Annotated in this window: 9 protein-coding genes and 2 pseudogenes; 6 read left to right on the top strand and 5 right to left on the bottom strand. The window is 60.3% G+C overall.

Going from position 1 to position 12,165, the window contains the following annotated elements; genetic code table 11:
* Nucleotides 1-59 precede the first annotated feature (59 nt).
* A complete protein-coding gene (locus ABIF91_RS05060) occupies nt 60-1,328 on the top strand; it encodes an IS256 family transposase (protein ID WP_014497957.1) in 1,269 nt (422 codons plus the stop codon).
* Between the two features lie 746 nt (nt 1,329-2,074).
* On the opposite strand, the pseudogene ABIF91_RS05055 reads toward ABIF91_RS05060, so the two are convergent.
* Nucleotides 2,075-2,389: pseudogene (locus ABIF91_RS05055) on the bottom strand (hypothetical protein); the annotation flags it as partial.
* 1,475 nt (nt 2,390-3,864) lie between these two features.
* Here ABIF91_RS05055 and ABIF91_RS05050 point away from each other — a divergent pair.
* Nucleotides 3,865-4,203: an H-NS family nucleoid-associated regulatory protein gene (locus tag ABIF91_RS05050; RefSeq protein WP_080660082.1), complete on the top strand. Its 339-nt coding sequence runs from the start codon at nt 3,865-3,867 to the stop codon at nt 4,201-4,203.
* Nucleotides 4,204-4,251: 48 nt separating this feature from the next.
* Here the strand turns inward: ABIF91_RS05050 and ABIF91_RS05045 are convergent, their stop codons facing one another.
* Nucleotides 4,252-4,473, bottom strand: coding sequence for a hypothetical protein (locus ABIF91_RS05045; RefSeq protein ID WP_035680293.1), 222 nt, complete (start codon nt 4,471-4,473; stop codon nt 4,252-4,254).
* A gap of 719 nt (nt 4,474-5,192) precedes the next feature.
* Here ABIF91_RS05045 and ABIF91_RS05040 point away from each other — a divergent pair.
* Nucleotides 5,193-6,161 (top strand): hypothetical protein, encoded by a 969-nt coding sequence (locus tag ABIF91_RS05040; RefSeq protein ID WP_050995347.1) that lies wholly within the window; start codon nt 5,193-5,195, stop codon nt 6,159-6,161.
* Nucleotides 6,143-7,159, top strand: coding sequence for a methionyl-tRNA formyltransferase (locus ABIF91_RS05035; RefSeq protein WP_050995348.1), 1,017 nt, complete (start codon nt 6,143-6,145; stop codon nt 7,157-7,159). Before ABIF91_RS05040 ends, ABIF91_RS05035 begins: the two co-directional genes overlap by 19 nt.
* Nucleotides 7,160-7,204: 45 nt before the next feature.
* Here ABIF91_RS05035 and ABIF91_RS05030 read toward each other — a convergent pair whose 3' ends face one another.
* The 3 genes from ABIF91_RS05030 to istA form a co-directional block, all read right to left on the bottom strand.
* The gene (locus ABIF91_RS05030; protein WP_424578784.1) at nt 7,205-7,456 is read right to left on the bottom strand and encodes a transglutaminase-like cysteine peptidase; all 252 of its coding nucleotides are present in this window, start codon (nt 7,454-7,456) and stop codon (nt 7,205-7,207) included.
* A gap of 99 nt (nt 7,457-7,555) precedes the next feature.
* Nucleotides 7,556-8,323: an IS21-like element IS1631 family helper ATPase IstB gene (istB, locus tag ABIF91_RS05025; RefSeq protein WP_038952109.1), complete on the bottom strand. Its 768-nt coding sequence runs from the start codon at nt 8,321-8,323 to the stop codon at nt 7,556-7,558.
* Nucleotides 8,324-8,327: 4 nt separating this feature from the next.
* The gene (gene istA, locus ABIF91_RS05020; protein ID WP_100214066.1) at nt 8,328-10,085 is read right to left on the bottom strand and encodes an IS21-like element IS1631 family transposase; all 1,758 of its coding nucleotides are present in this window, start codon (nt 10,083-10,085) and stop codon (nt 8,328-8,330) included.
* A 90-nt stretch (nt 10,086-10,175) separates the two neighbouring features.
* Here istA and ABIF91_RS05015 point away from each other — a divergent pair, with 90 nt between their 5' ends.
* Entirely contained in the window at nt 10,176-11,480 is a 1,305-nt protein-coding gene (locus ABIF91_RS05015) for an ATP-binding cassette domain-containing protein (protein ID WP_284282439.1), read from the top strand.
* A gap of 19 nt (nt 11,481-11,499) precedes the next feature.
* Nucleotides 11,500-12,135, top strand: a pseudogene (locus ABIF91_RS05010) (Gfo/Idh/MocA family protein); the annotation flags it as partial.
* Between the last annotated feature and the right edge of the window lie 30 nt (nt 12,136-12,165).

The following is a 12,165-nucleotide window of genomic DNA, read 5'->3' as shown; positions in this document are numbered from 1 at the left end:
TAGGCGGCGTATCGAGGCGGGTGTCGAGCCTGCCAGAACCTCAAGGAGAGCGATACGCCATGAACGAGCATAGCAACATTGTCCCACTGCGTCAGCCCGATGAGATCGACGATCCACTGACGAATATTTTGCGATCTGGAGCTCGGCAGCTGCTTGCGCAGGCTGTCGAGATGGAAGCCGAGGCGTTTCTCGCCGCGATGAAGGGCTTGAAGCTTCCCGATGGCCGCGACCGCCTCGTGCGACACGGCCATGGTCCAGTGCGGACGATCCAGACGGGGATCGGCGCCGTCGAAGTCGCCCGGGTAAAGATTCGCGATCGCGCGGTGACCAGCGATGGCGAGCGGATCCGCTTCACCTCGGCGATCCTGCCGTTGTGGGCACGGCGCACGAAGAGCTTGGATGCACTTTTGCCGGTTCTGTACCTGCGAGGCATCTCGACGGGCGACTTCCAGGAGGCGCTGGCGGCGCTCTTGGGCAAGGATGCGCCGAATCTTTCTCCGGCGGTGGTTTCCAGACTGACGACGGAGTGGCAGCTCGAGTACGAGCGTTGGCAGAAGCGCGATCTGTCGGCGCGCCGGTACGTATACGTGTGGGCGGACGGCGTCTTCCTGCAGGCTCGCATGGAAGACCACAGCGAATGCATGCTGGTGCTGATCGGCGCGACGCCGGAAGGCAAGAAGGAACTCATCGGCTTCCAGGTCGGCGTGCGCGAGAGCACGCAGAGCTGGCACGAACTGCTCGTCGAGGCGAAAACCCGAGGGCTGAAGATCGCCCCGGAAATCGCCGTCGGTGACGGCGCGCTCGGCTTCTGGAAGGCGCTCGACGAGGTCTTTCCCGCCACGCGACATCAGCGGTGCTGGGTGCACAAAACCGCGAATATCTTGAACAAAGTCGCAGTGTCGGTACAGGCCAGCATGAAGAAGGATCTGCGCGAGGTCTATTTGGCGTCCAACCGAGCTTCGGCCGAAGTGGCGATCGATGTCTTTGCCGAGAAATACGGAGCGAAGTACGACAAGGCGGTCGAGTGCCTGACGAAAGATCGCGACGCAATGCTTGCGTTCTACGAATTCCCCGCCGAGCATTGGGACCACTTGCGGACGACGAATCCCATCGAAAGCGTGTTCGCGACGGTCCGGCACAGAACGGTGCGCACGAAAGGTTCGTTATCGTCAACGACTGCCAAGTTGATGGTGTTCAAGCTGCTCTGCGCCGCATCAAAGACCTGGCGGCGGCTGAAAGGCACAAATCAGTTGCCGAAGGTCAGCGCAGGTGTCAGATTCGAAAACGGCATCGAGGTCATCCAAGTGCCGGAAAACCACGCCGCCTGATCGCCTCGTCACCCAAAATCCCGCATAGCTCTGCCCTTGTTCTTGGCGTGGAGATGCCGCGCGGATGAACCGCTCGCCCCCGTACCGGCGACGACTATGATCGATTAAAACCGGGCTATCCGTTCGTTTTCGGACACTCGTCGTGATAATTCGATGGAATTGCGACCAAGCGGCGCAGGCTTGGATTTCAAACATACTAATTTGCAGCGCACGCCTGCTTGCCCTCTGAGCTGACTCGCTTCCGGACATAGCCCGGCTTACACCGGCCGCGCTGACGATCTTCTTCGCGATCAACTCGGTCTCTGAGACTCTCAAGTTCTGCGAACTGCGAGGCCAGCGCTTCGAGACGTTGCAGAAGAACAGCAGCGGGGTTGTCCGATTGAGCGCGCATGGCAGGCCTCCTCTCGAAATGTCCTTGAAAATTCCCCAGCCTCGATCACCGGGAAAAATATGCAATTGATCGAGATGCCGCACACTAACATTTGGCACGCTGCGTCGCCCAAACGATGTGGCGGCGCGTTAGGATCGCGCTCGGGTGTCGACGTGGTGCACTCATGCTAAGATCCGGTTGCGCTTGAAACTCGAGTGGCCGGTCGCTCGCAATCGGGATTGCGCTTGCGCACATTGTCATCTTCATCTGCACAATCAACGCTTCCGGCTGCGCTCGGATTTCCAGAGCTCCCCTCGGTCGCGACAGGACCGTTACCGCCCGATACCCCTCGACCACCGGATCCACCGCCGGACGTCCCGCCGGCTCTGGCTGACCCGCTCTGACGACCGCCAGATGCTCCACCACCTCCGGATCCGCCGCCAGAGGAGCCGGAGCTCCCTGACGCCGGCCCGGACGATCGATCGTTGTCAAAGAATGACCGCCCCCTGTCATCGGCCCGCGTCGTGCCGCGCAAACCGCCTGAACGTGCAATGGCTGTCGATGTGAGGGACGTAGATAGGAGTAGGGTCATGACCGGGGGTGTAACAGCCGCGAATCTTCCGCAGGTTTTCAAGAATGTCCGCCGATCGTCATCTTTATCGTCGTCGCGGGTCACAATGCGCACTCCTATATTTAATAACCCGCTCTCACAATATTATAAATTAAATAAAGGCTCAACGAATATTTAAATGGCGTCGGTACCCACGTGCAGCTTGGTGGGGCCCTCCGGTACGCAGCGGCTTGCGGGTAGCGCCACGCCCCGCCCAACAGACGCCCGGGCACGCCCCAAGCGCCGGAAATTCAGCTTGCATCTCAATTTTATATTATTCAATTATACGATATCTTCGTCGAATTTAATGCCACAGACGGATCATCGCCACATGCCACTGCAATTTCACCGTCCCGCTGCCGAGGGCATTGAGATCTGGAGCGCAAGCAGCGATGGCTTCTCTTTCGTGATCAGTTTCGGGAGCCCCTCCGGTCCAGGCTTTCACGGACGGTCCGGCTACTTGGCGAGTTGGCGACCGCTTTTCGAGAATATGGGAGCCATCAAGATCAGCGGCTCGCCGTTTCAAACGCTGGCCGAGGCCGAAGGGGCCTGCCGCAGCATGCTTGAATGTCTGAGCGCGATCGCGCTGACAGCACAAAACAATGACCAATACGAATGGCGCTACGCGCGTGGGCCATCTTCCGCAGGGTCGCGACCAACGTCTCCAGCTTGGCATCCTTGCCGAGAACGAGACAGGAGCCGTCCATAGCCGAGCTTTGCAGTTCGCGAACGCCTGCCGCATCTGCGAAGAGAACCACCTGAGTACCTCGGCCCTCGGCGTTTGCGAGAGTCAGCAAGTCCGGCAGGCCCAGCCAAGACTTGTTGTAAAGTCAGGCCCAGTGGACAATCTTAAATAGATATGTCAAATAAACGCTCGCAACGATGTATTTGCGTCAACATTGGCTCATCGTTCATTGCGGATTATTACCAAGGATATATAGTTACGCTCGCGATTTGAATCTAACGTTCAGCAAAGCTTGCCGAAAGCACTGGAAGGCAAGAAACGTTTTACCCATCCGCCGAGACGAAGGTGCGCTCGGATACGAAATAGCTGCAATCTTTTGTTGTTGGTCGTAGCGCCGGGAGGCCCAAAATGAGGAGCGCAAATTTTCTCAAGTGTTTGATTTCAAAAGAAGTAGGCGGACAGGCGCTCTTCAACGACAGAGGCATTGTCTTCCGATTTTAGGACCGTTGGGTGCTGATCGGCAAGTGGGATCAGCATCTCGCCAGGGCGACAAATTTCGCCAGGTGGTCATCAGTAATCTTCAGTAGCCAGTAGGTGGTCACATGTATTCTGCGGCTATTCTGCGTCAAACTCATCAAGATTTGATCGTCCAATTCACCGAATTGCAAAATTTGCGTAGTCGCGTGTTGAAGGCCGAGCAGCGCATGTTTGGCAGAAGGCGATCCAGTCGGCGCATCCTCCTTAGGAGACGCCCGCTCGGTCGGAACGTCGTCCCCAGTCGGTAGCGCTAACAAGCTTGCCCGACCGGGCTTGGACCTGATATGCCCCATTTCCTGCTTTGAGACTGGAAGTAGCTGGGGACAGCTTCCCAATGGACAACGAAAACTGGACGTCCGCCAGTACGGCGGAGCTGTGGCGGCTGTACGACGAAGTGACCGCGGTTCTTAGCCGCAGAATGACCGCGGAAAAAGTCAAACTCGAGGAGCGACTTCACAGGCTGGAGGGGACCACCGACGGCCAGGGGCCGCCTGCACGTCGCCCCTACCCTCCGGTGCTGCCAAAGTATCGGAATCCCAAGAATCCATCCGAAACGTGGTCGGGCCGCGGCAAACAGCCTCGATGGCTGAAAGCTCAACTTCGCGCCGGCAAGAAGCTGAATGACCTCCTGATCAACCGCCCATCTGGACAAAAGCGCCGCCGAACCGCCTGAAGCTCCGACTTAGGACGGCGGTGACAGAACCTTTTTGTAGGCGTCACTTTAACGGGTACCGTCCTCCTTACCGTTGGGGGAGCCATCGTAGCCACCGTTGCCCTTGCCATTGTTGCCCCGCACAATCCGCCCGCCGGAACTTGCGATAGCGGTTGAGGTCAGAGAGGTTGAAAGCAGCAAAGCCATCGCTGGAGGGGTAACGGCGGCAAATTTCCCGCAGCTCTTCAAGAACTCCCGACGCTCGTCGATCTCTCGATCCCGGTGAGCCATGACATCCTCCTGCTGTTGCAGCCGGCGACAACAAAGCCGGTGTCCCGGCATCGCGCATTCAAATATGTTATAGTTTAATTTACGTCGGGACAATGGCCACATCTGCCGGCACCGCTGGATCATATGGCTCTCGCTTTCAGACTATTTTATTTTGACATTTTGATTTTAGGATTTAAAGGTACAATTAAATATGGCCGGGGATGAGGGTAGGACAAACGAAGGCAACCAAAGGCTTTTCCTGAGGCGACGCCTTGCGCTGAATATGCAAACGCGAAGCCTCGGCTGCACATTTTCATCGTTGATGTCTTTCCAGCAGAGTTATTGGACATGCCCGCGGGCCGAATGCACAGCCCTCAAAGAGTCCCTCTGACGACCACGAACAGCGATCGCGTGGTGAAGCAGATGGCATCGGGGGGATTGGAGTCAGCCCTCCAGCATCTGTTGAGCTCGGCGCGTCGTGCTCACTTCCAAGAATTCTTATCGGCAGCACCACCTCAGCGCTCATACGCGATCTGTTGTACATCGCGCTCCCGACAGCGCGCGGTTGGTTTCCAGAGCGCCGCGGTCAACAATACGATGAAGCCGGTTTTATTCACGGGCAACAGCGGGGCAGATCGATGACTGTGACGGGAACAACGGTCGCGCAATTGCAATCTGGCGTCGCGGACACGAGAGCTTTTCGCAGACCGGGCTTCTCGCCTATCCGTCTACGAACGCTGATGAAGCTCGCCGTCGCCGAAACGGGACTGGACATGTCGGGAATGACTGTGTTGACCGAAGCCGCAACTGGCGCTTATGCCGTGACCCCAGTCCTCGCAGCAATGGGCGGAGCCAAGTACGTCCACGCGTTCACGAGGCCTGGCCGCCATGGGACCGTGCTCGATGCCGAGCGTGAGACTATGGAACTCGCGGCCCTTCTGGGCGTCGCTGACCGCATCGAGATCTTGGAAAATATCAGCCCTGAGATACTCCGCAACGTCGACATCATAACCAACAGTGGCCACCTTCGTCCTCTTACGGCTGAATTGATCGACCAGCTGCGCGACGACGCCGTGATTGCCTTGATGTTCGAAGCATGGGAATTCCGCGGTGAGGACCTCGATATCGAAGCGTGCGCCCGGCGCGGAATCCCTGTGGTCGGTGTCAACGAGCGGCACCCCGCTGTTGACGTCTTCTCATATCTCGGCCCGCTCGCCGTGAAGCAGTTGCACGACTGTGGTCTGGCGGTCCTTGGCAACAAGATAGGCCTGCTCTGCGACAACGACTTCCTTGCTCCCCTGCACACCGGGCTGACAAGCCTCGGCGCGAAGGTCACGACATTCAGCAGTGTTGCTGCTGTCCAGCCCGACGCCTGGGACGCCTTCGTCGTCGCCTTGCAGCCAGCGACCACGCCACGCGTCGGCCAGGCGGAGGCGACACATTTGGCCGCCTGCGCGCTCGCCGGCGCTGTCGTGGTACAGTTCTGGGGCGATATCGATGGAACGGCGCTGGCGCGAAATGGCTTCGCTGTCTGGCCAACGAGCCCCGTCAAGCCAGGCCACATGGGCATTCTGCTCTCGGAGATCGGCCCCGAACCGATCGTACGATTGCAGACCGGCGGCTTGCGCTCGGCCGAATGGATTCGGCGTGGCGGCGCCGTAACTCCGGATGGCTTCGCCCAACTCGTACCGTGGCCGGCGGCGACATGACGGAACCGTTGCAGCCCGATGTCGTGCTCCTCGCGGACGGACCGACGGGCTTCGCGGCGCTTCGCTCCTTGGCTGCGCGGTGCCGTGTGGTCCAGATCTTCCGAAGACCGGACCAGCCTGAGGCCCGCGCGTTAAGCGCGTTCGCAGAAGCAAGGGGCATCCCGGTTGCGGAGATGCTGGAGTTGAACCAGCTCCAGAAATTGATCGAAGACCTGCGCCCGGCGGCGGTTGTGATCTCCTCGTTCGATCGGATCATTCCCCCGCGCATTCTTGCATCGTGTCGCTTCATCAACGTGCACTATTCCCTTCTGCCGCGTTATCGCGGCCGCGCCAACGTCAATTGGGCAATCATCAACGGCGAGACCACCGCCGGCATCAGCATTCACCTTGCCGTCCCGGAGCTCGATGGCGGCAATCTGCTGTTTCAGCAAGCCATCTCGATCGGTGCGAACGACACGGTCACGTCCCTTTACGATCGCCTCAACGCGATCCAGGAAGATGAGCTCGGCGGGGTCGTCGTTCGAGCGATCACCGGCTATCAGGGCACAGCTCAAGATGCCGATCACGCCTCCTATGGCTGCACCCGTATTCCGGACGATGGAGAGATAGACTGGCGGCAACCAACCGACACCATCGATCGGCTGATCCGCGGCTTGACGCCGCCATTTCCTGGTGCCTTCACCCACCTCGCCGGGCAGCGTCTCATCATCACTCACGCCTCCCCCCAGCTTGATGCCCGCTGCTATGTCGGCCGCGTGCCAGGCCGGATCGTAGGGCGATCACCTTCCGAAGGCTGGGTCGACGTGCTGACTGGCGACGGCGTACTGCGTATGTTCAGCGTCCTCCTTCCCAACGCCGAGCAGCCGTGTGCTGCCGCTTCCGTCATCGGATCGACGCGAGCTACCCTGGGGCTGTCGCGCATCGATCTTCTCCGCCGGATCGTCGCGCTTGAAGATCGGCTCGCTTCGCTCGAGCAGCTGAATAGCGCTCACAAGTAAGCGCAACCGGTCCGGCCAAGGCAGCCTCAGGCTCCGGCGCCGCCCCTACCTCATACCCCTTCGCGTCCAACGGTGGCCCACAGCCCGACATTGCCTGCGCTTTGCACGCGAACCCAGCGATAGGGCGTCCGCGACCACGCGCTTGACCCGTGGCGTGAGATTGTCGAGGACGAAATCGCCGCTGCTAGTCCGCACCAGAAGCACCAGATGATGTTCGCCGGACCTCATAACCACTTCGCTCAATAGGAGGACGCGCGCCGGCCAGCCGCGCCGAAGCAGCTCGTGACGCTTGCTCACCGCGTAATCGTTGCAATCGCCACGCCCCGCGGGTCACTTCAAATTCCTCCGGGTGTGGTCAGTCAAATTCCTCCACCCGCGAGGCAGGACAAGGGACTGTTAGTTTGAGTTTGTTTCCCGGGCAAGAGCTTCAGCGGCTTCTTTGAGCCGATAGCTGCGTCCGTCGAACTCAAGCAGATGGCAATGATGCATAAGGCGATCGAGGATCGTCGTGCTCATAGTGTTGTCCCCAAGGTATGCCCCCCAATCCTGCACGACGCGATTGGAGGTGACGATGACGCTGCGGCGCAGTTTGTAACGCTGATGGATCAGGGTCTGCAGCAAAGTGCCGGCGTCGTCGGGGATGGCGCGTGCGAGGAATAGATCGTCCAGCACGAGGAGATCGCAGTCGATGATGGTTCGCAGCCGGACCTCGCGTTGTGCCGGAGAGTTCAGGGCGTAGCGGTGGAAGAAGTCGTCGGTCTCAAGATACTGGACCTTGTGGCTTTGCAGGATCGCCTGATAGGCAATCGCCTTGGCGATGTGCGACTTCCCGGTGCCAGGTTTGCCAACAAGCAGAGCGTTCTCGCCAGCGGCAATGAACGCCAGGGTGTGGAGCTGGAAGCAGGTCTGACGTGGCAGTTTGGGATTGAAGGACCAGTCGAACTCGGCGAGCGTCAGCTTTTCGTCGAGCCCGGATTGCTGGTATCGCCGCTCGATAAGACGGGACTGACGACGGTCCAGTTCATCCTGCAGGATAAGGGAGAAGGTCTCGAGGAAGGGCTGGTTGGCGCCCTGCGCCTGGAGCACGCGCGTCTGCAGCGTGTCGCGGACACCCGACAGGCGCAGCTGTCGTAGGCAACGCTCAATTTCCGGCATGGTCATCATGTGGCTAGGTCTCCAGTTTAAGGTGAGAAGGTGCAGCGGGAGCGCTCGTGGCGCCGGAGTTGGCCGGGGTTGCGCAGGCGACACGAGCGCGGATTGCCGTGGCGTGATCGTCGTGAGCCTCGGCCTGCCGACCATTGTCGTCGGCGTCGCGCCGCACAGCGCGGCTGAAGAGGTCGCCGTATTCCGCGGGGGTACGGATCAGCGGATGATCCTGGGTGAGCGGCGATGCCGGCTGTGGCGTCACTCCAACCTGCTCGATCGCCTGTTCGAACAACCGCTCGACGGTCGCACGCACGTGCTTGTAGCGGTAGATGCGGTTGTCGATGGCGTGCGCGCAGGCCTGCTCGACCAGCCGCGCCGGATACTTCCGGCCCAGCCCGACAATGCCCCACATCGCGCGCTGTCCGGGGCGCCCTTCGGTGTCGAACACCTGCTGGCACAAGGCCCTGGTCTGCGGTCCGATGCGCTCGGCGCTCGCCAGCAGCACGGCGGTTTGCCGCGACGGGTTGAACGGCCGTTCGCTGGTCGGCAGGACGACAGAACCGGGGTGCGCCATCCGGGAATGAACACGCAGCAGCGCACGGGTGTGGCGATCACGGATCTCGATCGTGGTGGTGTAGATGCGCACGACGACCTGGCTGCCGATCGGCGCGGGCCGCGCGGCGTAATAGCTGTTGTCGACGCGTACGGTGGTGTCGTCGCAGACAGTCCGGACGACTTCGGTGAAGATGCGGAAGGGAGCGACAGGCAGCGGCCGCAGGTGCGGCTTCTCTTCCTGGAACATCGCCTCGACCTGACGGCGCGTGCTGCCGTGGATGCGTTTGGAAGCCCAGTTCTCCTCCCAGTGCCTCAAGAACTCGTTTTGCGCCTCCAGCGTCTCGAAGCGCCGTCCGGCCAGCGCAGTGCCCTGGGTATGTTGAATCGCATTCTCGACGCATCCTTTCCGATTTGGATCGGCCACGCGCGCGGGATCGGCGACCACGGCGTAATGAGCCAGCATCGCGCTGTAAATCGGGTTGAGCTGGGGCTCGTACAAATCCGGCTTGAGGACGCCTTCCTTCAGGTTGTCGAGCACGACATAGCTGGGGACCCCGCCAAAATACCGGAACGCCTCTTCGTGGAGCTGCGCCCAGACTTGTTGGCTGGACTTCCAGACTACCCGCCGGAAGCTGCGCCGCGAGTAGCGTAGCGTCATCACGAACAGGCGGGGACGACGGTACCGCCCGCTCTTCGGATCAACCGTCGGCGCGCCCTCGCCATAGTCGACCTGAGCTTCCTCGCCGGGGAGGAACTCAAGACGATCAAACTGCTCAGGATCAGCGTGCCGCAACCGGCGCACAAACCGCTTGACACTCTGGTAGCTGGACGGAAAGCCAAATTGATCAACCAGGTCCTGGTAAATCGCCTGCGCGTTCCGCTTCAGCCGGACCTGTTCTTCGATCCACGTCCGATGCGCTTCGCAAGCCGAACGGGCCAGGCTGCTGGTGACCGTCGCTTCCGATGTCCCAAAAGCCGGTGGTCGGGGTGGAGGAATTTGGCCGTCCGCGCTCACCGAGCCGGTGGTCACTTCCCCGGGGGAATTTGCCTCCGCACCGGCCCGCAGCGCCTGATAACGCCGGATCGTCTTGCGATCGACACCCGTCAGCCGGTGAATCTCGCGCTGGCTGGTGTTGCGATCAAGTAATGTAAGTACGGTGCTTTGCAGATGTCGCTTCAAGACGTTCAACTCCCCGGCCCCTTGCTGGCTAAAGGGGTCGAACATAAACGTCCTGCCTGACCGGCTACTGCTGTTCAGCGGCGCTGACGGCGATCATCAGGTGGGGGAGTTTCAAGTGACCATACCCGGGGGATTTTGACCGACCCACGGGGTCGTTCGTTCCAGATTCTATCAATCTTCCCGAACCTGAGTGTCTTTGAGAACGTGCGAGTAGCCGTGCAGGCTCAGCGTCACGGCCTGGGTGGATTGTTCTTCGACGCTCACGGTATCACGGCTCTGAACGACAGAACGTGGTCCATTCTTGATGCCGTGGGTTTGGTCGAGCGGGCGGCGGATCTGGGAGCGGAACTCCCCCACGGAGCGAAGCGGCTGCTTGAGATTGCCGTGACCCTCGCAATCGACTCGAAGCTGCTCTTGCTTGACGAGCCGCTTGCTGGTTTGGCGGAAGCCGATCGGGTCGTTGTGGCCGACTTGATCAAGAAGCTCTCGGAAAAGCACGCGGTGCTGCTCATCGAACATGACATCGACAGAGTATTGGCCATCTCGGACCGTATCTCGGTTCTGCATCAGGGACGCATTATCGCGGATGGTAAGCCGGCAGACGTGGCCAAGAATCCGGAAGTGGTCGCAGCCTATCTGGGCGCCAGCAGGGGAAGCGAGGCGCAAGCGCGACCAACGGTCGAGCGGCTTGCCTGCGTCCCGGAGTCCAGGCTGCTGGATGCCCAGGGCGTTGCTGCGGGTTATTCCGGGAGCACGGTCCTCTCCGGGGTGAACCTGGCGATTCATGAAGGTGAAGCGGTCGCGCTTCTCGGCCGCAACGGTGTCGGCAAGACGACTTTGCTCCGAGCGCTCACGGGTAGCTTACCGTCGAGCGCGGGTACGGTCACGTTCAATGGCGCGACACTCAAGGGACTGAAGCCGTATCAAATCAACAGGCTTGGTATTTCGCTTGTTCCGGAAGGGCGCCGTCTGTTTCCGAACCTGACTGTTTTGGAGAATCTTCAAATCGCGATGCGGCCGGGTGGCATCGGTATCGCGGAGGTGTTCGAGCTATTTCCGCGCCTTCGGACCCGTCAAAAGGCGAGGGCGGAGAACCTGTCCGGAGGTGAACGCCAAATGGTGGCCATTGCCCGTGCGCTCGTTGTTCCCAGCAAGCTGATCTTGCTCGACGAGCCGTTCGAGGGCCTCGCGCCGGCCGTCGTGAGTGAAGTGATGGAGGCGCTCGTCAAACTGCGTGGGAAGATTGCGGTGATCGTGGTTGAGCATCATGCGGAGACCGTACTCACCATCGTCGACAGGGCGTACGTGCTCGTCAATGGCGCTGTCGCGTTCGAAGGAGCGGCCCGGACGTTGGCGGAAGACCATGCACTTCAGGCGAGGCTGCTCGGTGTCGTCCAGGATGACGCGTCGGCTGCTGTCGCCAGGCAAGCAATCGCGTAATCAAGTAAGGAGAGGTTAAATGGCTTCAGAGCGTATCGGCATCGTCGGCCTTGGCACGATCGGAAAGGCACATTGGAAGGTAATCCGGGAGTCATCGGAGACGACACTGGTTGCCATTTCTGACCCGACGCCCTCAGCCCTAGAGTTCGCTCGTGCCGAAGCCGTGCCTGCATATGCGGATTACCGCGACATGCTGGAGAAGGAGAAGCTGGACGGCGTGGTTGTGGCCGTGCCGAACGCGCAGCATGTGCCGGTCTCGCTTGCCTGTATCGAGCGAGGCATTCCAGTTTTGGTCGAGAAGCCCGTGGCCGACGAAGTCGAGGCCGCTCGCGAAATGTGCAGGGCCGCGGAAGCGCGGAACGTGCCAGTTCTGGTCGGCCACCATCGCCGTCACAGTACCGCCGTGCAGCGGGTGCGTCAGGCCATTCGTGATGGTCTCATTGGGCGACCAGTCACGGCGACGGTCATGTACAATCAACTGAAGACGGCGAGCTATTTTGATCTTGATTGGCGGCGGCAGGCCGGTGGCGGACCCATCCTGATCAACCTCATTCACGAGATTGACCTGATCCGCTTCATATTTGGTGAGATCCGCTCGCTTCAGGCCCTGAGTTCGAATGCGGTGCGCGGGTTCGCCGTTGAGGACACTGCCGCGGTGCTCTTGCAGTTCCACAGCGGCGCCATA

The organism is Bradyrhizobium sp. USDA 241, assembly GCF_049739505.1.
GTDB classification, from domain to species: Bacteria; Pseudomonadota; Alphaproteobacteria; order Rhizobiales; family Xanthobacteraceae; genus Bradyrhizobium; species Bradyrhizobium liaoningense.
This window is presented reverse-complemented; position numbering and strand designations above follow the sequence as displayed.

Bases quoted from the DNA above. Each gene is read 5' to 3' on its own strand.
- ABIF91_RS05060 (WP_014497957.1), top strand. From the start codon at position 60: ATGAACGAGCATAGCAACATTGTCCCACTGCGTCAGCCCGATGAGATC.
- ABIF91_RS05050 (WP_080660082.1), top strand. From the start codon at position 3,865: ATGGACAACGAAAACTGGACGTCCGCCAGTACGGCGGAGCTGTGGCGG.
- ABIF91_RS05045 (WP_035680293.1), bottom strand. From the start codon at position 4,473: ATGGCTCACCGGGATCGAGAGATCGACGAGCGTCGGGAGTTCTTGAAG.
- ABIF91_RS05040 (WP_050995347.1), top strand. From the start codon at position 5,193: ATGAAGCTCGCCGTCGCCGAAACGGGACTGGACATGTCGGGAATGACT.
- istB (WP_038952109.1), bottom strand. From the start codon at position 8,323: ATGATGACCATGCCGGAAATTGAGCGTTGCCTACGACAGCTGCGCCTG.
- istA (WP_100214066.1), bottom strand. From the start codon at position 10,085: ATGTTCGACCCCTTTAGCCAGCAAGGGGCCGGGGAGTTGAACGTCTTG.